Below are 25,101 nucleotides of genomic sequence, written 5' to 3' on the forward strand. Positions count from 1 at the left end.
GAAGAGACTAAGCCCGTTCCGGGGCCAGACGGTGCTCCAGACGGCGCTCCAGGCGCGGCCGGAAGGCCGCCTGACGGACGGTCCGGCCGGACAGGCGGGCCAGCACGAGCGCCGCGAGCAGCGTCGCGGCCACGCACGACACGCCGCCGATGCCCAGCGACAGGCGCGGCCCGAACGCGTCGCTCAGCCACCCGAGCAGCGGCCCGCCGATCGCGCCCGCGCCCGCGCTCACCATGCCCAGCGCGGCGATGACCCGCCCGCGCATCGCGTCGGGGCTGTCGAGCTGCGCCCGCGCCGAGACCGTGGTGTCGATGATCACCGCGCCCGCCGCGATCGGCAGCATCATCGTGGCGAACGTCCCCAGAGCGGGCATCAGGCCGCTCAGCGTCTGCGCGACCCCGGTCAGGAACGCGGTGATCAGCAGCAGCCGGATCGTCAGGTGCGGCCGGGCGGCGGCCAGGAAGCCGCCCACGACCGTGCCGGCGGCGAACACGCTGGACAGCAGGCCGTACCCGGCGGCGCCGGCCGCCAGCGGGCCCGCGCTCATGGCGGCCATGGTGACCTGGTAGTTGCGGCCGAGGCTGCCCAGCACGAGCGAGAGCGCCAGCATCACGAGCAGCCAGGGGGTGCGCAGCACGTACCGCAGGCCGGCCGCGACCGCGCCGGGCTGCCGCTCGGAGCCGGCGAGCCGGTGGAACTCCGCGCGCCGCATGAGCGCGACGGCCGCGATCACGACGAAGAAGGTGGCCGCGTTGAGCAGGAAGAGCCCGCCGTTGCCGGTCAACGGCAGCAGCACGCCGGCCAGGCTCATGCCGAGGATGCGTCCGCCGGAGTTGAGGATCGAGCCGAGCGCCATGGCGTTGGGCAGGTCGGCCGGCGGCACCACCTCGGCCCCGAACCGTCCGAGCGCGGGCCCGCCGAGCGCGGAGACCACGCCGCCCGCCAGCGCCACCGCGTAGATCGGCACGACGGAGTCGCCGCCGGAGAAGGCGATCAGCGCCAGGACGGCGGCCAGCGCGGCCTGCGCGAGCTGCGCGGCGACGACGACGGGCCGGGTGGGCAGCCGGTCGGCCAGCGCCCCGCCCCACATGCCCAGCAGCAACGTCGGCAGCGCCTGCATCACCAGGCTGAGCCCCACGCTGGTGGCCGACCCCGTCATGGTGAGGATCAGCCAGTTCACCCCCAGGACCTGCATCCAGGTGCCGGTGACGGACACGATGTCGGCTCCCGCCCAGAGCCGGTAGTTGTGGTGGCGCAGGGCGCGGAAGGTGGAGGAGCGCGGTGGCAAGACTGGTCCTAGCCTCGGTACGGGGAAACGCGGGAGTCAACGCGCGGCACGATCGCGACGATTCCGATTTGCCCGAAATGTGAGGTAAGACACGGTTAAAATAGGTTTAGCGTGAAAAATTAGACCAGTTCGAGCGGGCGGTCCCGGTCCACCAGGGCCGCGTAGTGGCCGCCGAGCGCCATCAGCTCGTCGTGGGTGCCGCGCTCGACGACCTTCCCGTGGTCGAGCACGACGATCTGGTCCGCGTCGCGGACGGTCGACAGGCGGTGGGCGATCGTGATCGTCGTCCGCCCCCGCGCCAGCGTGTCCAGGGCTTCCTGGACGGCTCGCTCGGTCTGGGTGTCGAGGGCGCTGGTGGCCTCGTCGAGGATCAGCACCGGCGGGTTGCGCAGCAGCGTGCGGGCGATGGCCAGGCGCTGCTTCTCGCCGCCGGAGAACCGGTAGCCGCGCTCGCCCACCATCGTGTCGTAGCCGTCGGGCAGCGAGGCGATGTGGTCGTGGATGCGCGCGGCCCGCGCCGCCGCCTCCAGCTCCTCGTCGGTGGCCGCCGGACGGGCGAAGCGCAGGTTGTCCGCGATCGAGGCGTGGAACAGGTACGTCTCCTGCGAGACCACCCCGACCACCTCGCTCAGCGTCTCGAACGTCAGGTCGCGCACGTCCACGCCGTCGATGGTGACCCGGCCGCCGGTCACGTCGTACAGGCGGGGGAGCAGGTAGCTGAGGGTGGTCTTGCCCGAGCCGGTCTCGCCCACGACGGCCAGCGTCGTGCCCGCGGGGACGGTGACGTCGACGGCGTGCAGGGTGCGCTCGTCCTCGTAGGCGAAGTCGACGCGCTCGAAGCGCACCTCGCCGCGTACCCGGTCGAGGGTGCGGGCGCCGGGGTGGATGTCCACCGACAGGTCCAGGTACTCGAAGATGCGGCCGAACAGCGCCAGCGAGCTCTGCACCTCGACGCCCAGCCGCAGCAGCGACACCGTCGGCCGGAACAGGCTCGACTGCAGCGTGGTGAAGGCCACGAGGGTGCCGACGGAGATGATGCCGGTGTAGCCGACGGCCCAGTAGATCAGGGCGGGCATCGCGGCCATGATGATCTGGATCGACGACTGCCGCCAGCGTCCGGCCATGCTCGTCCGTACGCCGAGCTCGGCCAGCTCGTCGGAGGCGCGGCCGAACCGGTCGGTCAGCTCGGCGGAGCGGCCCATCGTCCGGCCCAGCAGGACGCCGCTGATCGACAGCGACTCCTGGACCATCGAGGAGATCACGGCGAGCTTGCGCTGCCGTTCGCTGGTGATGCGCTTGCGCTCGGCGCCGACCTTCCTGCTGATCCACACGAACACCGGCAGCAGCAGGAGCGAGATGACCGTCAGCCGCCAGTCGAGGGCGAGCATCGCCACGATCGTGGCGATCACGGTGGTGAGGTTGGAGATGATCGAGGTCGCGGTCGAGGTGACGACCGACTGCATGCCGCCGATGTCGTTGGCGATGCGCGACTGCACCTCGCCCGTCTTGGTGCGGGTGAAGAAGGCCAGCGACATGCGCTGGAGGTGGGAGTAGACCGAGATGCGCAGGTCGTGCATCACCCGCTGGCCCACGGTGGTGGAGATGAGCGTCTGCAGCACGTCGAACACGCTCGTGGTGACCGCGACCGCGATCATGCCGAGCGCCAGCAGCGTGAGCAGCAGCGCGTCGCGGGACGGGATCGCCACGTCCAGCACCTCGCGCAGCAGGAACGGCGAGGCCAGCCCGACCAGGGACGACAGCAGGATAAACGCGCCCACCAGGACCAGCCGGCCGCGGTAGGGGGTGAAGAGTCCGATGATGCGCCGCAGCGGCGCGCGTGGTTCGTCGGCCAATAGGAGGCCTCCTTTCGGATGTCCACTCAAACAGAGGTTAACTCATAATTGTTCCGGCTAAAATCGTCGGTATGGGAGAGAAGGAGCTCGCGGAGCTCTTGCACCTGGTCAGCAGGCGTCTGCGGCACGGATACGTGCACCGGCTGGTGCCGCTCGGGCTCAATCCGGGGCAGGCGCGGGCGTTGCGCGTGCTGGGCGAGGCCGGCCGGCCGCTGCGGATGGTGCAACTGGCCGACGAGCTGCGGATCGTCCCGCGCTCGCTGACGCCCGTCGTGGACGCGCTGGAGGAGGCCGGGCTGGTGCGCAGGGAGGTCGATCCGGCCAACCGCCGCTCGACGCTCGTCGTGATCACGGACGCGGGCCGGGCCATGGCCGAACGGGCCAGGGACGCGCGCAGGGAGGCCGGCGAGGGCCTGTTCGCGGTGCTGTCCCAGGAGCAGCGCGACCAGCTCAGGGACCTGCTCGGCGCGGTGGACGGCCAGTTCCGGTGACCACGCCGCCGATGACCGTGCTCGGGGGAGGGCGGCCGGTTCAGGTGAGCGCGCCGCCGACGACCGTGGCCAGGCAGGGCGGCTGGGCCATCAGGGCCGAGTACGGGTAGCGTCCGCGGGCGTCGAAGACGGCGAAGTCGGCCCGGCTGCCCGGCCCGAGCGAGCCGATCCGGCCCGGCCCGGCGTCCAGGCCCAGTGCCCGCGCCCCGCCCAGCGTCGCGGCCTCGACCAGGCGGCGGTCCAGCCCCCGCACCCGCAGTCCCAGCTCCCTGGCCCGCCGCCGGACCCCGGCCGCGAGCCCGAGCAGGTCACCGGCCGGGGCGAGGCCGTCCAGGGGGCGGCTGCCCAGGGCGAGGGGGTTGCCCTCCTCCAGGAGGGTCAGCACGTCGGCGGCCTGGTCCTGTCCCGGCGGGCAGATCGCGACCACGCTGCGGCGCAGGCGCAGCAGCTTGCGCTCGCCGGGGTCGAGCGGCCGGGCGCAGGCCACGTGGCAGTGGGGGCCGAGCGCGCCGGCCTCGTCCAGGGCCATGGGGGAGTGCCGGTCCAGCCCGGCCAGCAGCCGCAGGCCGAACGTCCTGGCCAGCACGGCGACGTCCTCCAGCACCTGCGGGTCGCGGGTCCGGGCCGCGATGCCGACCGGGCACGGCCGGTCCACCTCGCGCAGGGCCGTGATCAGCGCGTCCCGGTCGTGCTCCTCCCACTCCCGCTCGCCGGCGCTGGACGCCTCGACGTACGAGACGCCGGGAACGCCCGCGACATCGGCGGGGTCGGCCACCACGGCGGCCCGCGTGGTGACGCCGGGGCTGACGCCGGGGCCGACGCCGGGGCCCGGCGTCGGCGGCGCGCAGCAGGCGTCCACCAGCCCGGCCACGATCATGCCCGGCCAGCGGATCTCCTCCGCGACGCGGAAGCGGGACAGCAGCTCGGCCCGCGAGCCCACCTGGAGCACCCGCCCGCCCCTGATCACCACCGTCCCGTCGCGCACGGGCTCGGCGCAGACCGGCAGCACCAGCGGAGCGGAGTGCGCCACGACCGGCGAGGGCGCACGCCTGCCCGGAAACGGCCCCGAACCCGACCCGCGAACCGGCCCCCACACCGACCCGCGAACCGGCCCCGAAGCCCGTCCCGCACCCGGACCTGGAACCCGCGCAGCACGCTTCGCACCCGCCATCGGCGCTCCCGTCGGATTTGCCCTTTCGGCATTAAACGCGAGCGGCGGCGGCGAAGGCAATCAGGCGCCGCGGGCGTCCCGGGGCTGGTAGCGGCCGGACAGCCGGGCCAGTTTCAGGCCCAGGTGCAGGGCCAGCCGCTCGCCGCCGTCCTTGAGGTCCGTACGCGCCAGCTCCTCCACCCGCTGCAGCCGGTAGTACAGCGAGGTGCGGTGCAGCCGCAGCGCCCGGGACGTCGCCACCGCGCTGCCCGCCAGGTCCAGGTACGTCTCCAGCGTCTCCAGCAGCGGCAGGTACTGCTCGTCGGCCAGCAGCCCGTCGAGCCCGGGATGCACCTCCTGGTCCGCGAGCTGGGTGAGCATCCGGTAGACGCCGAGCCGGGCCCACTCGGCCGACCGCCCGAGCCCCGGCACCCGCGCGGTCACCTCCGCCGCGTGCCGGGCCTCCGCGTACGACCCGGCCGCCTCCGCCAGTTCGAGCCGGGTACGCCCGACCCCCACCACCACGGGCACCGGCATGGCCGCGTGCAGCTCGTCGGGCGGGACCGGCGGCCCGGCGGTGAGCAGCACGGCGTGGTCGTAGCGCACCAGGTGCAGCGGGTGGTGGCCGCTGAGCCGCCGGCGCAGCGCCAGCAGCCCCTGTTCGAGCGCCAGGCGCAGCCCCTCGTCGGGCTCGGCCGAGCGGGGCCGGGCCACCAGCACGGTCACCGGCTGGCCCTGCGGGAACGCGCCCGCCTCGATGAGCTGCCTGGCCGCGTCCCGCTCGCCGCGCAGCAGCCCGGTGACCGCCTCCAGCTCCCGGTGGGAGGCCAGCCCGGTCGCCAGGCTCTCGTGGAACAGCGCGAGCGCCAGCCCGGGAACGGCCGCCGCCGCCTCGGCCACCTTCTCGTCGGACATGGCCGGTCCGGCGTCGATGAACCACAGGAAGCCGAGCAGGCCGTCGGCGTGCCGCAACGGGACGCACACGCGCGGCAGCAGCCCCAGGTGCGGCGCGCCGGCCGTGCGCAGCGGGGCCTGCGCCTCGTGCACGCCGGCCGCCCGCAGCCACTCGCGCACCTCCGGGGTGGTGTGCCGGCGCAGGATGGAGTCGCGGCGGATGTCGTCCATGGCGCCGTTCTGCTCGCTGTAGGCGATCACGCGCTGCACGCGGTCCTCCAGCAGCAGGGGACGCCCGAGGCGCACGGCGAGGTCGTCCACGATCCGCTGGAGATCCGCCACTGCTCCACCTAGGTCACGCTGGACATTTCGACAAATGTCGGAAGGGTTGCTACACGTCTTCCCTACAGCTGATCGGTGATCTCCGTCAATAACGTCTATACCGTCAATCCGTGAATGCCCCGAAGAAGCTGCTGAAGGGTTTGCTGGCGGCCATCGTGCTGTTCCCGGTGAGCCTGATGGCGACCCCTGCTTCCGCAGCACCCCCCACCGTCGATCCCGAGTACCCCTGGCGGCAGAACCACTGGCCGCAGACCCAGCCCTGGCAGCAGGACGAATCGGCCGACGCCCAGACGTTGCGCGCCCGTCCTCCCGGCGGCCTCACGCCTCTCGACCCGCAGAACTGGGAGAACCCCGACCACATGACGTGGGCGGACTACAAGAAGCCTCCGGGCACCAACTGGAACGACCCGGCCGTCAAGGGCTCCAAGCGCACCTTCAAGGGCGCGCTGGTGCTGCTCGACTACCCCAACCAGGCGTTCGTCGTCACCCAGCCCAAGGGCTCGACGATCTACGCCAACCCGAGCGCCGAGGCCCATGACGTCCCGCGCGACCAGGTGGCCAAGTTCTACCAGGACTTCCTCAACACCCCGAACACCCTCAACAAGGGCCACACCATCCACGAGTACTGGATGGAGGACTCCGGCGGCCGGTACGGCGTCGAGCTGACCGGGTTCGGCCCGTACACGATGCCGGGCAAGGACCACGAGTACGCGCTGGAGCCCGGCTTCAACGGCACCTCGGGCTGCCCGGCGGGCGACACCTGCAACAAGAACCTGCGCACCGACGGCCACAACGCCTGGATCAACGCCGTCGGCGAGGACGTCGCCAAGCAGTACGACTTCGTCTTCTACCTCAGCGCCGGCCAGGACGAGTCGTCCACCTGGCAGGAGTTCGGGATGATGAAGTTCCCGACCAAGGAGGACGTGCCCGACGAGTGGGGCCCGCCCGACCCGGCCCTGCCCAACTGGCTGAAGACGCGCTACGTCGAGTGGTCCTCCTGGCAGGCGGCCTCCAACTTCTGGCCCAACGCCAACATCGGCGTCGACTCCGTCCAGGCCGAGAGCTCCGGCATGGCGGTCTACGCCCACGAGTTCAGCCACATCCTCGGCGTGCTGGACAACTACAACAACCCGTACGGGGTGCCGCCGGTCCGGGCGTACACCGGCGTCTGGGAGATGCTCAGCCGCGGCAGCTTCAACGGCCCCGGCGGGCCGCACTCCCGCTGGCTGATCCCGCCCACGGCGGGCGCGTCCATGGGCGCCCAGCACATGCTGCGCAACAAGCTCAAGCTCGGCATGGTGGACGAGCAGAACGTCCTGCGCCTGTCGCGTGAGGCGCTCGACGAGTCCGGCCTGGTCACGGCCAAGATCCTGGCCCGCGCCGTGCGGCCGGGGCAGGACGACCTGTCGGGCGTCAACATCTCCTTCGACGCCCCCGGCGACAAGAGCAGCTGCTCGGCGACCGACCCGCTGTGCGACCGCGGCGGCTACCAGAACTACACGGTCGAGGTCGTGGACCGGATGGGCTCCGACTCCTTCACCCCCGACTCCGGCGTGCTGCTGGCCAAGACCAAGAACGAGGACCGGGCGCCGTTCGAGTGGGTGATCGACGCCAACCCGCAGGACATCGGCATGACCGACTACGTGATGCCCGACGGGACCAAGGTGCCGATCACCGTCGGCGACTACCGCCAGCTCTCCGACGCCCTCTTCCACGCCGGGACCGACTCCGGCAGCGAGTACGAGTACGTGGACCAGGCCAACCGCCTGCACTTCTACGTCACCGACCTCAAGCGCAACCGGAACGGCGAGCTGTCCTACACCGTCGCCATCCGCTCGCTGGACGGCTCGGGCCCGCAGAAGCGCGGCGTGCGGGTGCTGCCCGCGGCCGGCGTCCCCACCGGCAAGAACGTCTCCACCTGCACGTTCCCGGTGTTCAACACCGGCAAGGCGGCCCCCGCCCAGGGGCAGCACCCCGAGGACGTCAGCGCTTACCTCAACTCCGACGTCTACCGGGTCAAGGCCGAGGTGCAGGGCAAGGGCTGGACCGCCCAGGTGCCCAACGCCCTGGCCTCCGTCGCCTTCGGCAAGCAGGCGCCGGTGACGGTCAACGCGGTGCGCGCGCCCGGCGGCGACCGTCTGGCCCGGGTCAAGCTCACCGCCGTCTCGGAGAGCGACCCGACCAAGACCGCCACGGCCACCTGTCACGTGATCGGCCTTTAGCGGAACGATGGGGCACGGCTGGCGCTCGCCGTGCCCCATCGGCTTGAATCACCCCCGGAAGGGGGTGTTCGGTGCCGGGAAACTTACCGGACAAACCGCGACGTAAGCGGGTGACGTGGGCGGCGCCCGTCTCGGCGGGGCTCGCGGCCGCCGCCGCCAGTGTGCTGGCCGCCTCGCTGGAGTGGGACATCCCGCCCACGGCCAAGATCGGCGTGACGCTCGCGGCGGCGCTGCTCGTCGGCGTCACCACGTGGGCCACCACCGAGGCCACGCCCCGGCGGCGCGCCGCGCCCGCGCCCGAGCCCGGCGTCCGGCCGCCCGACCAGTGGCCGCCCGTGCCCGAGCACTTCACCGGGCGCGCCGACTCCCTCGCCACCCTGCGCGAGATCTTCGCCGCCCGCCGGAAGTCCTCCGACCTGTCCCCGCCCCTGGTCGTCTCCGTGTACGGCCGTGGCGGCGTCGGCAAATCGGCGCTGATGACCCGGTTCGGGCAGGAGGTCGCCGACTGGTTCCCCGACGGCCGGCTGCACGCCGACCTGCGCGGCGGCGTCGACGCCCCGGTACGCCCCGAGGAGGTGCTGATCGGCTTCCTGCGCGGCCTGGGCGTGCGCCTGGCCACCGACCCCCGGCGGCCTCGACGAGCTGCGCACCCTCTGGCTGACCTGGACCAAGGGCCGCAAGATCCTCATCGGCCTGGACAACGCCCACGACGCCGCCCAGGTCAAACCGCTGATCCCGGCCGAGCCGGGCTGCGCGGTGCTGGTCACCTCGCGCTCCCCGCTGTTCCTGGACGGCACCCACGACACCCGGCTCGGCGTGTTCACCGAGGCGCAAGGCGTGGAGCTGCTGGCCCGGCTGGCCGGCGGCGCGCGGGTGGTGGACGACCTGGAGTCGGCCAAGGAGATCGTCCGGCTCTGCGACCACCTGCCGCTGGCGATCAACATCTGCGGCGGGCGGCTGGCCACCCGCGAGCAGTGGACCCTGCGCGAGATGGCCGGGCGGCTGAGCGACGAGCGCCGCCGTCTCGACCAGCTTGAGGTGGCGCAGGGTGTGGACAAGAGCGTGCGGGCCTCGGTGCAGCTCAGCTACGACGACTGCACCGGCATCCAGCGCCGCCTGCTGCGCCTGCTCAGCGCGCTGCCCGCGCCCGACGTGCCCGGCTGGGTGGCCGGCGAGCTGCTCGACATCTCCGGCCTGGACGGCGCCGACCAGCTCGAAGCGCTGATCGACGCCCAGCTCGCCGAGTGCTCCGGCGCCGACCAGACCGGCGCGATGCGCTACCGCCTGCACGACCTGGTCCGGGTGTTCGGCGCCGAGCTGGCCGGCCAGGACGAGGAGGAGCGCCGCAGGGCCGCCGTCGAGCGCGTCCTGCACGGTTACCGCCGCCGGGCCGAGGAGGCCGCCCAGAACCGCTGGCCGCAGGACTGGAGCAAGGGCGGCCGGCGCGCCGACGCCGAGGGCCAGCTCGGGGCGGGCGACTGGCTCAACGCCGAGCGGCTGTCGCTGCTCGCCATGATCAACCTGGCCGCGCAGCTCCGCCTCTGGGAGCTGACCTGGGGGCTGGCCAGGGCGTTCTGCTCGTTGTGCCACTCGCTGCGGGCCTACTGGGCCGACTGGGCGGACGTCGCCGACATCGGCTGCGAGGCGGGCCGGCGTACCGGTGACCGGCGCGCGCTGGCCATCGCGCTGCTGAACAGCGCGATCGTGCGCGGCGGCATGGGCCTGCGCGAGCGCGCTCTGCGCGAGGCCGAGCAGGCGCTGGAGATCTTCGGCGACCTCGGCGAGACCTGGTGGGCGGCGCGGGCCATGCGCACGGTCGGCATGACCCTGATCAGCGGCGGGCACCTCGACCGCGCCCAGGACTACCTGATCGGGGCGATCACCGCGTTCAAGGGCGAGGACGACCTGTGGTGGATGGCCCGCACCCAGCGCAACCTGGCCGAGATGCGCATGGCGGAACGCCGTCCCGAGGAGGCCCGCGACCTGCTCGAAGACGCCCTGGAGATCTTCCAGCGGGCGGGCAACCGCTACTCCGAGGCCCAGACCCTGCGCGTCTACGGCGAGGTGCTGGCCGCCCAGGCGCGCGGCGAGCGCCGGGCCGGCGACCACCGGGCCGCCGACGCCCTGTTCGTCAGGGCCGGGTTCAGTCTCGACCGGGCGGCCGAGATGTTCCGGCAGCGCGGCGAGCTGTGGGAGGAGGCCCGCTGCCTGCGCGCCGCGGGCGAGGTGGGCGATCCGGCGGGCGGGCTGCGCGAGCTGGAGTACGTCCGGCGGGCCGAGGAGATCCTGGTGGCGCTCGGCGACTCGTGGGGGGTGGCGCGCACCGCGGTGTCGGCCGGGCGCGCGCTGGCCCGGCTGGGCCGGATCGAGGAGTCCGAGCACGAGCTGCGCCGCGCCGTGCGCGGCTTCCAGGAGCTGGAGGACCGCTGGTGGATGGCCAGGAGCCTGCGCTACCTCGGCGAGGCGCACCTCGACGCGGGCGGGCCGGACGCGGCGGTCGGGCCGCTGGAGCTGGCCAGGGAGATCTACCGCAGCCTGGGGAACGAGGCGGGCATGCGCCGCACCCTGGAGCTCCTGCGGCAGGCCCGGCCCTGACCGCCCGCAGGGGTCAGGAGTCGCGCGAGGGATGCCACTGCGGGCCGGTCGCGCCGCGCTCGTGCCGCTCGTGCGGGCCGTGCGGGCCGGTCGCGCCGCGCTCGTGCCGGTCACGCGGGCCGGTCGCGCCGCGGGCGCCGCGGTCGTGCCCGCCGGCGCGGGGGCCGAGCGCGCCGGTGCCGTAGGCGTCGCTGAAGGGGCTTCTCAGCAGCTCGCCCGCCGCCTGCCTGGCCTGCAGCACGCTCTCCTCGAACAGCTTGCGCACGTGGGCCGCCTGGTCGGACAGCTCCCTGATGCGCTCGTGCGCCAGCTCGTCCCGTACGGTGTCGGCGAGGAGCTGCTGGTACTCGGGGGTCTTGGCGGCCAGCGCCTCCAGGCGTCGGTGCGCGTGGTACACCTTGTCGGCCTTGAGCACCTGCTTGGCGTACTTCTCCAGGTGGCGTACGCGGTGCGAGAGCGAGGTCCAGGCGGCGTCGAGGGCGCTGGTGTACGGCTTGAAGGCGTCCTCCATGCCCGGCGGCAGCTCGCGCGGGATGAGCCTGCCCTGCTCGGCGTGCATCGACGACAGCCGCCGCAGCCGGTGGGCGATCTGCCAGACCTCCTCGGGCAGCGACACCTGGTTCTCCACCGAGTCGATCAGACCGGCCTTGTGCACCTTGGAGTTGAGCACGGCCGTGGCCGCGTCCTGGGCACGGCGCAGCAGCACCTGGCAGGGATGGTCGAGGTCCTCGGGCAGGACGTAGCGGTCGGCGTGGGTGGTGGCGAGACGTAGCCGTCGTTTGACGATCCGGTGGGAGCTGTCCAGCGCCATCCACCGGATCAGGGCGATCAGTCCCATGCCGAGCCCGGCCACGAAGACGGCCTCGGGCTCGCCGGTCACGATCAGGACCATCACCAGCAGGGCCGGAAGCGCGAAGAGCAGGGCGGGGCTGAAACTGGGATCCATCCGCCTGCCGGAACGGGCCATGTGAAGGATGTGCGGGCTCGACCGCAATTCGACCGAGACGTCCGGGGGCAGCGATGGATCGATCACCAGCCGGGGAGGCAGCGCGCGTGGATCCATACGTTCATGCTGCGTTATGAACTAGGAATCTGCTCATGATTGGCCGACATATAAGGTCGAAGTAATGGATGAGATGACAAGATGGATCGATCTGGAAGGCGCCGTCAACGTACGTGACCTGGGCGAACTTCCCACCCGTGACGGCGGGCTCACCCGCCGCGGCCGGATCTTCCGAGCCGACAACCTGCAGGGCCTCACCCCGGCGGACGTGTCGCTCCTGGTGGGCGAGCTGAACCTGCGCCACGTCGTGGACCTGCGCTCGACCGCCGAGGTCAACCTGGAGGGCCCCGGCCCGCTCACCCGGGCGCCGGAGGTGACCCACCACCACCTGACGCTGTTCGCCGAGGGCGGCAGGCACACCGACGTCGAGGCCGACTCCATCGACGGCGACCGCGTGCTGCCCTGGCAGGAACGGGAGGTCGACGAGGAGCTGCGCGTGACCGGCTTCTACTTCGGCTACCTGCGCGACCGTCCGGACGCCGTCGTGGCGGCCCTGCGCGCCATGGCCCTGGACGACGGCGCCGCGCTGGTGCACTGCGCGGCGGGCAAGGACCGCACCGGCGTGCTCTCGGCGCTGGCGCTGGAGGTCGCCGGGGCCACCCGCGAGGCCATCGTGCAGGACTACGTGGCCACGGGCGAGCGCCTGGAGCTGATACTCAAGCGCCTGCGCGCCAGCGACACCTACCGGGACGACCTCGACTCCCGCCCGGCCGACGACCACCGGCCCCGGGCCCGCTACATCGAGCAGTTCCTCAAGGTGCTGGACGACCGCTTCAGCGGCCCGATGGGCTGGCTGCGCGGCCACGGCTGGACCGACGCCGACGACGCCGCCCTGCGCGCCCGCCTGCGCGACTGATCAGCCCAGCCGCCAGCCCAGCTGTCAGCCCAGCTGTCAGCCCAGGTGGACGACCATGCGCTGGGCGGCCGACAGGTGGGCGGCCTCGATGACGGCCAGCGTGTCGATCGAGCCGCGCGGGTCCACCGGCGGCGGCGCGCCCTCGCGCAGGGCGCGTTCCACCCCGCGGTAGAAGTCCAGGTACGCGCCCGGCTCGGTGGGAACGGGCCGGGCGTCGTCGTCGGTGCCGAGCAGGCCCCAGCGGCTCTCCTCGTCCGCGCCGAAACCGGGGGAGTCCGGGGTCAGGCCCGCCCGCAGGCGCTCCTCCTGCACGTCCATGCCGTGCTTGACGTACGCGCCCGCCGAGCCCAGCACCCGCAGCCGCGGCCCGAGCCGGGCCGCCACCGAGCTGGCCCACAGGTGGGAACGCACCCCGCCCGCGTGCCGCAGCGCGATGAACGTGTCGTCGTCGGAGGCCACGCCCTGCCGCCGGACGTCGCTCTCGCAGTAGACCTCGTGCGCCGGGCCGAACAGCTGCAGCGCCTGGTCGACCAGGTGGCTGCCCAGGTCGTAGAGCAGGCCGCCGATCTCCTCCGCGCCGCCGGTCTCCCGCCAGCCGCCCTTGGGCACCGGACGCCAGCGCTCGAACCGCGACTCGTAGCGCAGCACGTCGCCGAGCCGCCTCTCGGCGATCAGCCGCCGCACGGTGAGGAAGTCGCCGTCCCAGCGCCGGTTCTGGAACACGGTCAGCATGACGCCGGCCTGCTCGGCCAGCCGCACCAGCTCGCGGGCCTCCTCGGCGGTACGGGCGACCGGTTTGTCCACGACGACGGGCAGGCCCTCGGCGAGCGCGGCGGCGGCCATGCTCACGTGCGTGCGGTTGGGGGAGGCGACCACCACGAGGTCGCTGTGCTCCCACAGCTCACGCACGTCCGGCACGCCGGCCGCGCCGTAGCGGTGGGCCACCTCGGCCTGCCGCTCCGGATTGCGCGTCACGACCGCGGACAGCCGCAGGCCCGGAGTGGCGTGGACGAGCGGCGCGTGGAAGTACGCCCCCGCGGTGCCGTATCCGATCAGGCCCACCCGGATCTCGCTCATCCGCCCAGGTTAGCCGGTACGGCCCGGCCTGCCCGTCACTCGTCGTCGCGTTCGGCCAGGAAACGTTCGAACTGGGCGGCCAGCTCGTCGCCGGTGGGCATCGGGGTCGTCTCGGCCATCAGGTTCTGCCGCTCCGCGCCGCCCGCGAACGCGTCGTACTGCTGCTCCAGCCCGCTGATGGCGGTCGACAGCTCCGAGGACGCCTGGATCTGCTCCTCGATCTCCGCCGTCGTACGGTGGGCCGCGTCGCGCAGCGCCTCCATCGGGAACACCAGGCCGGTGCCCCGCGTCACCGCCTCCAGCCCGGTCACCGCCGCCGTCGGGTACTCCGCCTGCGACAGGTAGTGCGGCACGTGCACCGCGTACCCGACCGCGTCGTGCCCCTGCGCGCCCAGTCGCAGCTCCAGCAGCGCGGCCGCGCTCCCCGGGACCTGGACGCGGCCGAAGGCGCTGGTCTGGGAGTTGATCAGCTCGGGGCGGCTGGCGTGCATGGTGATGCCCAGCGGACGCGTGTGCGGCACCGCCATCGGGATGCCGTGCAGCGTGACGATCTTGCTCACCTTCAGCCGTTCCAGCAACTCTCCCACCGCGCGGGTGAACAGCTCCCATTCCCGGTCCGGCTCCGGGCCGCTCATCAACAGGAACGGCGTGCCCGTGGCGTCATGGGCGACATGGACGGCGAGCTCGGGGCTCTCACACTCGACCCAGCGGTCGGTGTCGAAGGTCATGATGGGCCGCCGGGACCGGTAGTCGAGCAACCGGTCCACGTCGAACGTCGCCACGACCCGGTGCTCCAGCTCGGCCAGCAGGTGGCCCAGCGCGAGGCGTCCGGCGCCGCCCGCGTCGACGAAACCGTCGAAGTGGTACAGCAACACCGGATCAGTCAGCTCGGGCGCGTCGTCTGCGAGCCTGTAGAGATCCTTCGGGTCGAACACGGTTGGACAGCCTTTCCCTAGGTACTCTTCCCCAGAACCTATGGCGAGTCGGATCGATTCCGCGCAAGGCACCCTATCGAGGCACAATCCGGCATCTGGTCGGAGGTGGGGGTCCGCCCTGGCCGGCGCGGCGGGTCCAGGATGTCGCCCGCCGGCTCCGGAGGCTGCCGTTCCGGTCAATCTCGCCATCAGCAAAGGTGACATTTTGCTGATGGCGATGGCCGATCATGGTGGCGCGGAGTCCGGTGAATGATCGTCGCGTCTGGATCCGGGTCCGGCCGCGTCCGGGGCCGTGGGCGCGGGCCGCTCTCCGGGGGCGGGTTCACGCGGGAGTCGGCCGTGGTCAGAGCGCTGCCGGTGACGGAAGCCGAGCAGCGGGACGGCGCTCCGCCGGCAATGGCCCGGCCTGAATATTGGCAAATGCCCAGTTTATCCACCAGTTCCCTTGGAGGTATCCATAGTGTGAAAAAGGCATTAAAGGGCTCCAAGTTGTCGAGTGTGGCCTTTTGAGCAGCCGATCGTCATGCTGAAGGGCGTGGCAACTTCTGCGCATTCCTTCAGTAGGCGACCGCTCCACATCCCTCCGCTCCCGTGCCCGTTCCCCAACGAGATCAACGTGCATGCCGCGGAGGTCGACGCGGAGAGCCACACGTGGCTGGCCGCCTCCAACATGCTCAAGGACGCCGACACCATCGAGCACTTCCGGCGTTCCAAGATCGGCCTGCTCGCCGCCCGTACCAACCCCGAGGTCCCGCGCGACAGCCTCCGGCTGATCAACGACTGGTACAACTGGCTCTTCGCGTTCGACGACGCCTTCTGCGAGGGCGAGCTGATGGGACACCGGGCCTCCGCGCTCGCCCGCGCCCTGCCGCCGCTCCTGGAGATCCTGGACGACCGCAGGAAGCCCGACGACGACGACCCCTTCGGCCTCGCCCTCAACGAACTCCTGCACCGCATCGTCGCCACCTCCACCCCGGCGCAGGTGGACCGGTGGCGCATCACGGTCAAGGAATATCTGTTCGCCCAGATCTGGGAGGCGGCCAACCGCGAGGCCGACCTGATCCCCACCCCGCAGGACTACATCCTGATGCGCCGCATCACCGGAGCCACCTACACCTGCTTCGCCCTCATCGACGCCGGCGGCGGCTACCGCCTGGAGGCCGAGGAGTGGCACCATCCGGACGTGCGGATGTTGTCGGACCTGGCCTGCGACCTCATCGGCTGGGACAACGACCTGCTCTCCTACGCCAAGGAGTGCGACAACGACAAGGCCCGGCACAACCTCGTCACCGTGCTGGCCACCCACCGGAACCTCACCCTCCAGGACGCCCTCCTGGAGGTCTCCGACATGCACAACGAGGCCCTCGCCGCCTTCCTCGACCGGCGCGCGGCGCTGGAGAAGTGGGCCACGCCACCCGTCCGGACGTACGTCCGCGGCCTTGAGCACTGGGTACGCGGGCACATCGAGTTCTCGCTGGGCAGCGCGCGTTACGTGCACGCGTGGCCGGAGGGAACTCGCTGGCCCCAGGCCGTGTGAGGGCCCGGGATCAGTCCTCGGCCGGGGCGTCCAGGTCGCCGAGCGCGAGCGTGGACGCCTCGTCGAGGTCGAGGCGGGCGCCGTTCTCGAAGGCGTTCTTGTAGGCCAGCTCGCCCATCATCGACTTGCAGTCCTCGACGCACGCGTCGTGGTCGTCGGTCAGGAACGGGGCGCCCATCTGCGGCAGGCCGGCCGTCCGCCAGTTCTGCTGCAACGCGCCCAGCAGCTTGGCCGCCGTCGGCGCCTGCTTGAGCGCGATGAGGATGCGCGCGGTCGTCTCCAGCACCAGCAGCGTGCCCAGCGTGTCGTGGAAGTGCCGCTTGATCCGCAGGCCCTCGCGGGCGTTGTGCAGCGCCTCTCCCGGCCTGCCGGTGGCGAGCCTCGTGCGCGACATCGCCCACTGCGCGTACGAGCTGACCCACAACTCGCCGCGCTCCCGGCAGACCTGAAGGCAGTCCTGGAGCAGCGACTCGGCCTCGAACAGCTCGCCCTGCGCCGACAACACCAGCGACAGCTCGACGATCGCGGGCAGCAGACCCGGGTTGAGCTCCTTGTTGTCGGTGTTGAACTCGATCGCCACGCCCAGCAGCGCGCTGGCCTTCTGCAGGTCGCCCTGGAGCAGCGCGGCCGTGCCCTGCATCTTCGAGGCCAGGATCACCGCCCGCGAGTCGCCCACCCGGACGGCCTCCGTGCTGCACTGCTCGGCCGCCGCCAGCGCGCCGTCGCTGTCACCCTGCGCGCTGCGCACGTAGGACAGCACCCACAGGGCCTTGCAGCGCTCCTTGCTCGGCGAGGGGTTGGCCTCCAGCGCGCGTTCGAGGTAGAGCCGCCCCTCCCGGACGAAACCGCAGCACACCCACATGAACCACAACGACGAGAGCAGCGTGAGCGCCGAACCGCTGCGCATGGGCGAGGACAACGCGTGCTCCAGCGCCACCCGCACGTTGTCGTGCTCCTGACGCATGCGCACGAACCAGTAGATCTGCCGCGGACCCGACCACGCGTCCTCGCTGCGCTGGGCCAGGCTCAGGTAGTACTCCAGGTGGCGCTGCCGCATCTGCTGGGCCTGGCCGAGCTTGTCCAGCCACTCCTCGCCGTACTCGGCCAGCGTGTCGATCAGCTTGTAGCGGACGCCGGAGTGGTGGCTCCTGATCATCAGGATCGACTTCTCCACCAGCCCGGTGACCAGATCGGTGATGTCCTCCGAGGGCAGGCGCCCGTCGGAGCAGACGAACCTGGCCGCGTCGAGCTCGAAGTCGCCGGCGAACACCGACAGCCGCGCCCACAACAACCGCTCGGCGGGCTCGCACAGCTCGTGACTCCAGCCGATCGCCGCCCGCAGCGTCGCGTGGCGCGGCAGCGCCGTACGGCTCGCGCCGGCCAGCAGGCTGAACCGGTCGGCCAGCAGCCCGAGGATCTGCTCCACCGACAGGGCGCGCAGTCGCACCGCCGCCAGCTCGATCGCCAGCGGGATGCCGTCGAGCCTGCGGCACAGCTCGGCCACCGCGCCGATGTTGTCCTCGTCGAGCTGGAAGTCGGGCACGACCGCCCCGGCCCGCAGCGCGAACAACTGCACCGACTCGTTGGTGAACAGGTTCTCCGTCGGGTCGTCGCCGGGCACCACCAGCGGCGGCACCGGCACCACCTGCTCGTACGGCAGGTGGAGAGACTGCCTGCTGGTGGCCAGCACCTTCAGGTTGGGCGCGGCCTCCAGCAGCTCGTGGACCAGCTCGGCGCAGCCCTGAACCAGGTGTTCGCAGGTGTCGATGATGAGCAGCATGTCGCGTTCGCCGACCCACTCCGACAACGACTCCGACTCCGCCCGCGAGGACTGGTCGGCGATGCCGAGCGCCGAGGCGATCGTGTGCTTGACCATGCCCGCGTCCTGCAGCCGGGCCAGGTCGGCGAACCACACGCCGTCGGGGTACTGCGTGCGGACCTGGTGCGCCAGCCGCAGCACCGTGCGCGACTTGCCCACCCCGCCGATGCCGGTGACGGTCACCAGCCGGGACTCGGCGAGATGCCGCTTGAGGTTGGCGAGTAACCGGGTCCGCCCCACGAAGCTGGTGAGCTCCGCCGGTAGATTGCCTTCTCTCCGCCAGCCTGTAGGGGTGGCCATGCGCAGCCTCACGGGGGATCGGCGACACCTGCCCTGGCATCGTACCGCCGGGCGCGAGGGCTGTCCGTGGAGCCGGGAAGACGACCGGTGTGGGTTTGTACGTCTCGGTAGCATGTTTTCCGTGGACGAATTTCTCCCGGAGCAGACTTCGGACGACACCGACCTCGGCTGGGGCGACTGGCGTGAAGCCGACCCCGACGCCTTCTACCTCGACAACAAGCCTCCGCACTGGGGCTGACCTGGCCGCCCGTGCCGTCGCCGGGCCGGGCGCCCGCCTTCCTGGGCCCCGGCCGTTCCTGAATCGGCCGGCCTGATCCCCTTTTCCGGCCCATCGGGATCGAGCCCGCCCTATCCCGGTACGCCACCTTCTGGCCAGCCGAATCCCGCTCGCCCCAGTTTTTCGAGGATCGGACGGCTACCCGCCGACGCCACCCGCGCGGACCGCCTCGCTCACCCGGACCGGCGAGGTGCGCCAGGGTGTGCCGTGGCCGGGGAGCACCCAGGACGCCGGCAGCCGGGCGATCCGGTCGAGGGAGGCGAGCGCTTCGGCCGGGTCGTCGGTGAAGGGGGCCGGTTGGGGACCTTCGCGCCCGGTGAGGACGTGCCGGGTGGTCAGGGCGTCCCCGACGAAGACGGCGTCGGCGAGCGGGACGTGCACCGCCACGCTCCCGGGAGAGTGCCCCGGCATGCCCACGATCACCGGGCTCCCGGGGCAGGTCCAGGACGTCGCCGTCGCCGATCTCGGTGACCTCGCGGACGTGGCGGGTGCGCAGGCCGTTCTTGCCCAGGGAGTAACCCAGGAATGCCAGCGCCGGACCGAGCCGTACCGGGCCCAGAGCGACCTTGGGCTTCTCGCCCGTGCGGGCGCGGGCGGCGTCGGCGGCGTGCACGAACACCGGCACCCCGTGCTCGCTGCGCAGGCGTTCGGCGAAGCCGAGGTGGTCGGAGTCGCCGTGGGTCAGGACGAGGCCGCGGACGTCGTCCACGGACTTGCCGAGGGAGCGGAGTTCGCGCTGCAGGTCCCGCCAGTGGCCGGGCAGCCCGGCGTCGATGAGCGTGATGCCCTCGGCGGTGTCGACGAGGTAGCAGGCCACGAGGTCGTTGCCGAGACGGTGCAGATGGGGAGCGAGTTTCATGGGACCTCCGGCGCCGGGACGCCGATCGGGGAACGGGTGGAAGTCTGCCGCACGCGCGTCGCCTCAGAACATCCCGTGCGGGACCTGCGCCGCTTCCGGCACCGGCTGCACCACGTCCCAGTGCTCGACGATCTGCCCGTCGGCCAGCCGCCAGATGTCGACGACGGCGACGCCGCGCGGGTCGTCGTCCGTGGTCATGAGGTAGTGCGTCACCACGTGGTCGTCGTCGGCGACGACCCGCTTGAGGTCGAGCCGGGCACGCGCCACCGGAGCCTCGGCGATGTGGGCGATGAACGCGTCCCGCCCGGACGGGTTTCCCGGGCTGTGCTCGACGAAGTCCTCGTGCAGGAGCGTGCGGAGCACGTCGACGTCCCCGGCCGCGAAGCGGGTGAAGCCGTCGAGGACCAGGTGCTTGTTGCGGATGGTCGTGCTGGTGTCGGTCATGGGAGACACCGTCGCAGCGCGCGCCCGGCGGTGTCGATTACATGGCATGTAATCGCGCAGGTCAGCGGCGTGCGAGGATAATCGCCGGATGAATCAGGACCGGCCGATCGGCGAGCTGCTGCGCGAGTGGCGGCACCGCAGGAGGCTCAGCCAGCTCGACCTGGCGCTGCAGGCGGACGTGTCCGCCCGGCACGTCAGCTTCGTGGAGACCGGACGGACCATTCCCAGCAGTGCGATGGTGCTGCGGCTGGCCGAGCATCTGGGCGTCCCGCTGCGGGAACGCAACCGCCTGCTGGTCGCGGCCGGTCACGCGCCCGTCGTCCGCGAACGGCCGCTGCAGGACCCGCACCTGGCCTCGGCGCGGAACGTCCTGGAGCAGATCCTGCGCGGGCACGAGCCGTATCCGGCGCTGGCCGTGGACCGGCGGTGGAACCTGCTGTTCGCCAACTCCGCGATCGACGTCTTCCTGGAGGGCGTGGACCCGGCGCTGCTCCGGCCGCCGGTCAACATGATGCGGCTCGGCCTGCACCCGGGCGGGTTCGCGTCGCGGCTGCTCAACCTCGGGCAGGTGCGCGGATTCCTGCTGCCCCGGCTCGCCCGCCAGGTCGCGCAGAGCGGTGACGCCGAACTCAGCGCACTGTACGAGGAGGTGCTGTCCTACGGTCCCGCGGGCGATCCGCGGCCACCGGATCCGGCCGAGATCGCGCTGCCCATCCGCATCCGCCACCGCGGCGCGGAGTTGTGCTTCGTCAACACCATCACGACGTTCGGCGCGGCCTTCGACGTCACGCTCGAGGAGATCGCCGTCGAGGCGTACTTTCCCGCCGACGACGACACCGCCCGCTTCTTCAGGACGGCGGCCCCCTCTGCCTGACGCCGTTCCAACCGGCGCGACCGGCCTTCCCAGATCTTTTTCAAGATTTTTCGGGACGCGTGTCGATCCGCCCCCGTCCCGTTCGACGCGTCGATGAAAGGAAGGGGACGGGCACGGATCCGGCCCCCGCGACACGTCTCGAAAGGACGACCGGCGACATGCAGAAGATCACGACCTACCTGTGGTTCGACAACCAGGCCGAAGAGGCGGCCGAGTTCTACACCTCGATCTTCGCCGACTCCCGCATCCTGGAGGTCCAGCGCTACTCCGAGGGCGGCCCCGGGCCCGCCGGGCAGGCCATGGTGGTCTCCTTCGAACTGGCCGGGCAGCGTTTCCTCGCCCTGAACGGCGGCCCGCGCTTCACCTTCACCGAGGCGATCTCCCTCTACGTCGACTGCGTCTCCCAGGAGGAGGTCGACGACCTGTGGGCCAGGCTCACCGACGGCGGCGAGGAGTCGCAGTGCGGCTGGCTGAAGGACCGGTACGGCCTGTCGTGGCAGATCGTCCCGAGGGCGCTGCAGGAGCTGATGAGCGTGCCGGACCCGGCCGCCGCCCAGCGGGTCGTGCAGGCCATGCTGGGCATGCGGAAGATCGAGATCAAGGGCCTGGAGGACGCCGCCAAGGGCGTCAGCTGACCACGTCCTTGCGCCGGAACCTGCGGAAGGCCACGGCGATCAGGATCGCGGCATAGGTGATCGACACCGAGGCGCCCTTGGCCATCCCGCTCCAGTCGAGCTCGGGGGCCAGGGCGTCCAGCCACGCGTTGTTCCAGAACGTCGGCAGGAACTCGCGCAGCGTCCCCAGCGCCTCGACCGCCTGCAGGATGGTGCACACGATCCACAGGCCCACCGCCCCGCCCACCGCGCCGAGCGGCGAGTCGGTCACCGTGGAGACCAGGAACGCCAGGGCCGCCACCACGAGCTGGCTGACCAGCGCGTAACCGATCACGATGCCGAACCGGGGCAGCACGTCGAGCGCCGGGATGGTCTCGCCGGTGCCGGGCACCTGGATGTCGTGCCAGCCGAACGCGACCGTGCCGGCCAGCAGCGCCATCAGCGGCAGGCAGATCACCGCCGCCGCCGAGAAGCCGAGCGCCACGATCAGCTTCTGGCGCAGCAGGCGGTCGCGGGGGACGGGCGCGGCCAGCAGGTAACGCAACGACGACCAGTTGGCCTCGGCGGCCACCGTGTCGCCGCAGAACAGGGCGACCGCCACCACCAGCAGGAAGCTCGCCGACACCGACAGGGCGAACGCCGCGAAGTTCAGGCCGCTCGCGGTGGCCAGGTCGCTGATCCGCAGCGACGACTGCCCCTGGCTGCCGGACTGCGGCCCGAACTGGAACGCGATCACCAGTACCCACGGCAAGGCCAGCAGCAGCCCGAACATGACCAGCGTCCGCCGCCGCTTGAACTGCCTGACGATCTCCACGCGCAGCGGCAGCGTGCGGCGCGGCGCGTAGCCGGGCGCGGCGGTCATGATCTGTCTCCGATGAGGTCGAGGAACACGTCTTCCAGGCGCGGACCGCCGTGCCCGTTGCCGTTGCCCGCCGCCGAGCTCAGCAGCCGCTCCACCGGCCCGGTGGAGACCAGCCGGCCGCGGTGCATGACGACCACGTGGCTGCACGTCTGCTCCACCTCGGCCAGCATGTGGCTGGAGACGATGACGGTACGGCCGTCGCGCGCGTAGCGCTTGAGCACCTCGCGCATCTCCCGGATCTGGGGCGGGTCGAGACCGTTGGTGGGCTCGTCGAGCACCAGCAGGTCGGGCAGGCCGAGCATGGCCTGGGCGATGGCCAGCCGCTGGCGCATGCCCTGGGAGTAGGTGCGCACCGCGCGGTCGAGCGCCTTGCCCAGGCCCGCGATCTCCAGCGCCTCCTCGAAGTGGGCGTCGGCGGCGGGACGGCCGGTGGCGGCCCAGTAGAGCTCGATGTTGTCGCGGCCGGACAGGTGGGGCAGGAAGCCGGGGCCCTCCACGAACGAGCCCAACCGGGACAACACGGGCGCACCGGGGGTGACGGGGTCGCCGAAGATCCGGATCTCGCCGGAGTCGGGGCGGATCAGGCCCATCATCATCCGCATCGTGGTCGTCTTGCCGGCGCCGTTGGGGCCGAGGAGGCCGAGGACCTGGCCCTGCTCGACCCGGAACGACAGCCCGTCGACGGCCCGCTCGCCGTTGCGGTACGCCTTGGTCAGCCCGACGATCTCCAACGGCACTTCACGCCCGCCGTCACCGCCCGGCGCCGCACGCCCGCCGTCACCGCCCGGCGCCGCACGCCCGCCGTCACCGCCCGGCGCCGCACGCCCGCCGTCACCGCCCGGCGCCTCACGTCCGCCGTCACCGTCCGGCACCTCAAGCCCAGCGGCACCGCCCGGCGCCTCCGACGGCCGGTCGCCGTTCGCGCTCACGCCGACCTTCGCCGTCGAGCCGCGGCCCGAGGGACGGCCGGTGGCCAGGAGGACGGCGGCGGCGAGCACGGCGGCCAGGGGCATCGCCCACACCCACCAGGCCACCCCGGCCGGCGGCGCGGCGAGCGTGCGGACCGTGGGGACGGCCAGCGCGGGCGAGGCCAGGGAGACGCCGAACGCGGCGGGCTCGGCCGGGGTCGCGAACCCCATGTCCGTCGTGGTCACGACCAGCCGCAGCCGGTGGCCCACGGCGAACCGGTGGTCGACGGCCGGCAGGGTGACCGTGGCCTCGGCCGAGCCGGCCCCCTCGGGGATCGTGACCCGGAACGGCGCCACCAGCCCGGCAGGCAGCGCGGGCGGCTGGACGGCGTCGGCGACGTCGTAGAGCTTGGCGAACAGCGTCGCCTGGCCCTTGCCCGACACCTTGACCTTGACCGTGGGGCTGCCGGTGAGCTGGAGCGGGGCGGTGAGCGGCGGCGACTCGAACGCCGCGCTCTGGCCGGGCATGTCGATGGACACGCCCGCGCCGCCGCCCTGGCCGCTCAGCAGCCCGCCGACGCCGGGAACGGTCGAGATCGAGGCGGGGGCGCCGCCGGGCGGGTTGACGACGTTCTGCTCGGGGCCGGTGAGCTGCACCGTGGCGGTGTCGGTGCCGGCCAGGCCGGGGTAGGCGGCGGCCTCGGGGTGGAGCCTGATGCGCTGGCGGGTGCCGGGGTCGCGGCCGCCGTCGCGGGTGACGGTGAACGCGCTCACCGCGGGCGCGGCCTCGCGCTTGAGATGGCGGGCGAACCAGGCCGCGGACTGGTCGTAGAGCCAGTCGGCCTCGCCGTTGCCGCCGTCGTGCCCGCCGTCGAACCAGGCCATGCTCACCGGCGTGCCGGCGGCGGCGATGGCCCGGGCGTTGGCGTCGGCGTGGGCGAGCGGGAACAGGGAGTCGCGCTGGCCCTGGAGGAGCAGGGTGGGCGCCTTGATCCGGCCGGCCACGGTGACCGGGCTGGATCTGCGCAGCAGCGCGACGGCCTCGGGCGTCGCCCGGCCGTCTTCGGCGACCTGCTGGTAGATCGCGCAGATCGCCGGCAGGAAGCGGCCGCACCTGGCCTGCTCGACGGTGAGCGGGGCGGCGGCCTCGCGGCGGGACTGGGCGGCGAAGGTGTCGAGGGAGACGCCCTGGCCGAAGAAGATGCCCGCCCACATGCGCTTGAACACGCCGTCGGCCACGCCCTGCCCGATGGCGGCCTGGGCGCCCGTGGCGGATCCGGCGGCGGCGTTGGGGAAGAGGGCGTCGGCCAGGTCGGCCCAGGTGATCTGCGGGACGATGGCGTCGACCCGCTGGTCGTAGGCGGCGGTCATCAGGGCGATGGCCCCGCCGTACGAGCCGCCCGTGATGCCCACGCGCGGGTCGCCGGCGGCGTCGAGCTGCACCTCGGGGCGCCTGGCCAGCCAGTCGACGAGCTGCTTGACGTCTTTGACCTCGTAGTCGGGCGAGTTGAGCGCGATCTCGCCCGTGGAACGGCCGAAACCGCGCGCGGACCAGGTCAGCACGGCGTAGCCGTCCTGGGCCAGGCGGGCGGCCTGCTGGCGGACGCTCTGCTTGCTGCCGCCGAACCCGTGGGCGACCAGCACGGCGGGCGCCTTCCCGCCGCCGGCGGGCGGGAAGAACGTGGCGTCGAGCTCCACCCGCTGGTCGTCGGCGGGCCCGTCGACGACCGTGATCCGCTGGTCCTGGCCGCGCGCCTCCGCGGTGGACGGCCACACCAGCCACGTCGTCACCCCGATGACGGCGAGCACCGCGACCAGCGCGGCCACACGTTTCATGGCGG

General features: G+C 72.3%; 19 protein-coding genes and 1 pseudogene. 7 read left to right on the plus strand and 13 right to left on the minus strand.

What is annotated here, in order from left to right; translation table 11 throughout:
• Positions 1 to 7 precede the first annotated feature (7 nt).
• Together ACFYYW_RS28870 and ACFYYW_RS28875 are read right to left on the minus strand one after the other, a co-directional pair.
• Positions 8 to 1,288, minus strand: coding sequence for an MFS transporter (locus ACFYYW_RS28870; protein WP_387653007.1), 1,281 nt, complete (start codon positions 1,286 to 1,288; stop codon positions 8 to 10).
• A gap of 119 nt (positions 1,289 to 1,407) precedes the next feature.
• Entirely contained in the window at positions 1,408 to 3,141 is a 1,734-nt protein-coding gene (locus ACFYYW_RS28875) for an ABC transporter ATP-binding protein (protein ID WP_387653009.1), read from the minus strand.
• Positions 3,142 to 3,212: 71 nt separating this feature from the next.
• On the opposite strand from ACFYYW_RS28875, the gene ACFYYW_RS28880 reads away from it, so the two are divergent.
• A complete protein-coding gene (locus ACFYYW_RS28880) occupies positions 3,213 to 3,632 on the plus strand; it encodes a MarR family transcriptional regulator (RefSeq protein ID WP_352321555.1) in 420 nt (139 codons plus the stop codon).
• Positions 3,633 to 3,672: 40 nt separating this feature from the next.
• Here the strand turns inward: ACFYYW_RS28880 and ACFYYW_RS28885 are convergent, their stop codons facing one another.
• Positions 3,673 to 4,662 carry an amidohydrolase family protein gene (locus ACFYYW_RS28885; protein WP_387653011.1) on the minus strand — a complete coding sequence of 330 codons (990 nt, stop codon included), beginning with the start codon at positions 4,660 to 4,662 and terminating at the stop codon, positions 3,673 to 3,675.
• Positions 4,663 to 4,863: 201 nt separating this feature from the next.
• Entirely contained in the window at positions 4,864 to 6,018 is a 1,155-nt protein-coding gene (locus ACFYYW_RS28890; protein WP_387653013.1) for a PucR family transcriptional regulator, read from the minus strand.
• A gap of 110 nt (positions 6,019 to 6,128) precedes the next feature.
• Between ACFYYW_RS28890 and ACFYYW_RS28895 the strand changes: the two genes are divergently transcribed.
• Both ACFYYW_RS28895 and ACFYYW_RS28900 read left to right on the plus strand, forming a co-directional pair.
• Positions 6,129 to 8,240, plus strand: coding sequence for a M6 family metalloprotease domain-containing protein (locus ACFYYW_RS28895; RefSeq protein WP_387653015.1), 2,112 nt, complete (start codon positions 6,129 to 6,131; stop codon positions 8,238 to 8,240).
• Positions 8,241 to 8,927: 687 nt separating this feature from the next.
• The gene (locus ACFYYW_RS28900; RefSeq protein WP_387653130.1) at positions 8,928 to 10,835 is read left to right on the plus strand and encodes a tetratricopeptide repeat protein; all 1,908 of its coding nucleotides are present in this window, start codon (positions 8,928 to 8,930) and stop codon (positions 10,833 to 10,835) included.
• A 13-nt stretch (positions 10,836 to 10,848) separates the two neighbouring features.
• Here the strand turns inward: ACFYYW_RS28900 and ACFYYW_RS28905 are convergent, their stop codons facing one another.
• Complete coding sequence (locus ACFYYW_RS28905; RefSeq protein ID WP_387653017.1) at positions 10,849 to 11,898, minus strand: hypothetical protein; 1,050 nt, start codon at positions 11,896 to 11,898, stop codon at positions 10,849 to 10,851.
• A gap of 73 nt (positions 11,899 to 11,971) precedes the next feature.
• Here ACFYYW_RS28905 and ACFYYW_RS28910 point away from each other — a divergent pair, with 73 nt between their 5' ends.
• Entirely contained in the window at positions 11,972 to 12,754 is a 783-nt protein-coding gene (locus ACFYYW_RS28910) for a tyrosine-protein phosphatase (RefSeq protein ID WP_387653019.1), read from the plus strand.
• A 36-nt stretch (positions 12,755 to 12,790) separates the two neighbouring features.
• Here the strand turns inward: ACFYYW_RS28910 and ACFYYW_RS28915 are convergent, their stop codons facing one another.
• Both ACFYYW_RS28915 and ACFYYW_RS28920 read right to left on the minus strand, forming a co-directional pair.
• Positions 12,791 to 13,831, minus strand: a complete 1,041-nt coding sequence (locus tag ACFYYW_RS28915) for a Gfo/Idh/MocA family oxidoreductase (protein ID WP_387653021.1) — start codon at positions 13,829 to 13,831, stop codon at positions 12,791 to 12,793.
• A gap of 35 nt (positions 13,832 to 13,866) precedes the next feature.
• Entirely contained in the window at positions 13,867 to 14,766 is a 900-nt protein-coding gene (locus ACFYYW_RS28920) for a PAC2 family protein (RefSeq protein WP_352321542.1), read from the minus strand.
• Between the two features lie 616 nt (positions 14,767 to 15,382).
• Here ACFYYW_RS28920 and ACFYYW_RS28925 point away from each other — a divergent pair.
• Complete coding sequence (locus ACFYYW_RS28925) at positions 15,383 to 16,303, plus strand: hypothetical protein (RefSeq protein WP_352321540.1); 921 nt, start codon at positions 15,383 to 15,385, stop codon at positions 16,301 to 16,303.
• 10 nt (positions 16,304 to 16,313) lie between these two features.
• On the opposite strand, the gene ACFYYW_RS28930 is transcribed toward ACFYYW_RS28925, so the two are convergent.
• From ACFYYW_RS28930 to ACFYYW_RS28945, 4 genes and pseudogenes are all read right to left on the minus strand, one after another.
• Complete coding sequence (locus ACFYYW_RS28930; RefSeq protein WP_387653024.1) at positions 16,314 to 18,422, minus strand: ATP-binding protein; 2,109 nt, start codon at positions 18,420 to 18,422, stop codon at positions 16,314 to 16,316.
• A gap of 415 nt (positions 18,423 to 18,837) precedes the next feature.
• Positions 18,838 to 19,110, minus strand: coding sequence for an MBL fold metallo-hydrolase (locus ACFYYW_RS28935; protein WP_387653026.1), 273 nt, complete (start codon positions 19,108 to 19,110; stop codon positions 18,838 to 18,840).
• Between the two features lie 82 nt (positions 19,111 to 19,192).
• A pseudogene (locus ACFYYW_RS28940) lies at positions 19,193 to 19,558 on the minus strand (MBL fold metallo-hydrolase); the annotation flags it as partial.
• 63 nt (positions 19,559 to 19,621) lie between these two features.
• Positions 19,622 to 20,002: a nuclear transport factor 2 family protein gene (locus ACFYYW_RS28945; protein WP_387653028.1), complete on the minus strand. Its 381-nt coding sequence runs from the start codon at positions 20,000 to 20,002 to the stop codon at positions 19,622 to 19,624.
• A gap of 88 nt (positions 20,003 to 20,090) precedes the next feature.
• Here ACFYYW_RS28945 and ACFYYW_RS28950 point away from each other — a divergent pair, with 88 nt between their 5' ends.
• On the plus strand, positions 20,091 to 20,876 hold the full coding sequence (locus tag ACFYYW_RS28950; protein ID WP_387653030.1) for a helix-turn-helix domain-containing protein: 786 nt from the start codon (positions 20,091 to 20,093) through the stop codon (positions 20,874 to 20,876).
• A 158-nt stretch (positions 20,877 to 21,034) separates the two neighbouring features.
• Positions 21,035 to 21,511: a VOC family protein gene (locus ACFYYW_RS28955; RefSeq protein WP_352321535.1), complete on the plus strand. Its 477-nt coding sequence runs from the start codon at positions 21,035 to 21,037 to the stop codon at positions 21,509 to 21,511.
• Here the strand turns inward: ACFYYW_RS28955 and ACFYYW_RS28960 are convergent.
• Together ACFYYW_RS28960 and ACFYYW_RS28965 are read right to left on the minus strand one after the other, a co-directional pair.
• Complete coding sequence (locus ACFYYW_RS28960) at positions 21,504 to 22,352, minus strand: ABC transporter permease (RefSeq protein ID WP_387653032.1); 849 nt, start codon at positions 22,350 to 22,352, stop codon at positions 21,504 to 21,506. The two genes, ACFYYW_RS28955 and ACFYYW_RS28960, sit on opposite strands and share 8 nt — an antisense overlap.
• Positions 22,349 to 25,096 (minus strand): CocE/NonD family hydrolase, encoded by a 2,748-nt coding sequence (locus tag ACFYYW_RS28965; RefSeq protein ID WP_387653034.1) that lies wholly within the window; start codon positions 25,094 to 25,096, stop codon positions 22,349 to 22,351. Before ACFYYW_RS28965 ends, ACFYYW_RS28960 begins: the two co-directional genes overlap by 4 nt.
• Between the last annotated feature and the right edge of the window lie 5 nt (positions 25,097 to 25,101).

Origin of the sequence: Nonomuraea sp. NPDC001831 (genome assembly GCF_042892035.1) — a bacterium.
Classification (GTDB): Bacteria; Actinomycetota; Actinomycetes; order Streptosporangiales; family Streptosporangiaceae; genus Nonomuraea.

Coding starts and splice junctions, on each gene's coding strand:
- ACFYYW_RS28915 (WP_387653021.1), bottom strand. CDS start 13,831: ATGAGCGAGATCCGGGTGGGCCTGATCGGATACGGCACCGCGGGGGCG.
- ACFYYW_RS28935 (WP_387653026.1), bottom strand. CDS start 19,110: ATGCCGGGGCACTCTCCCGGGAGCGTGGCGGTGCACGTCCCGCTCGCC.
- ACFYYW_RS28910 (WP_387653019.1), top strand. CDS start 11,972: ATGACAAGATGGATCGATCTGGAAGGCGCCGTCAACGTACGTGACCTG.
- ACFYYW_RS28965 (WP_387653034.1), bottom strand. CDS start 25,096: ATGAAACGTGTGGCCGCGCTGGTCGCGGTGCTCGCCGTCATCGGGGTG.
- ACFYYW_RS28960 (WP_387653032.1), bottom strand. CDS start 22,352: ATGACCGCCGCGCCCGGCTACGCGCCGCGCCGCACGCTGCCGCTGCGC.
- ACFYYW_RS28880 (WP_352321555.1), top strand. CDS start 3,213: ATGGGAGAGAAGGAGCTCGCGGAGCTCTTGCACCTGGTCAGCAGGCGT.
- ACFYYW_RS28945 (WP_387653028.1), bottom strand. CDS start 20,002: ATGACCGACACCAGCACGACCATCCGCAACAAGCACCTGGTCCTCGAC.
- ACFYYW_RS28950 (WP_387653030.1), top strand. CDS start 20,091: ATGAATCAGGACCGGCCGATCGGCGAGCTGCTGCGCGAGTGGCGGCAC.
- ACFYYW_RS28905 (WP_387653017.1), bottom strand. CDS start 11,898: ATGGATCCACGCGCGCTGCCTCCCCGGCTGGTGATCGATCCATCGCTG.
- ACFYYW_RS28955 (WP_352321535.1), top strand. CDS start 21,035: ATGCAGAAGATCACGACCTACCTGTGGTTCGACAACCAGGCCGAAGAG.
- ACFYYW_RS28930 (WP_387653024.1), bottom strand. CDS start 18,422: ATGGCCACCCCTACAGGCTGGCGGAGAGAAGGCAATCTACCGGCGGAG.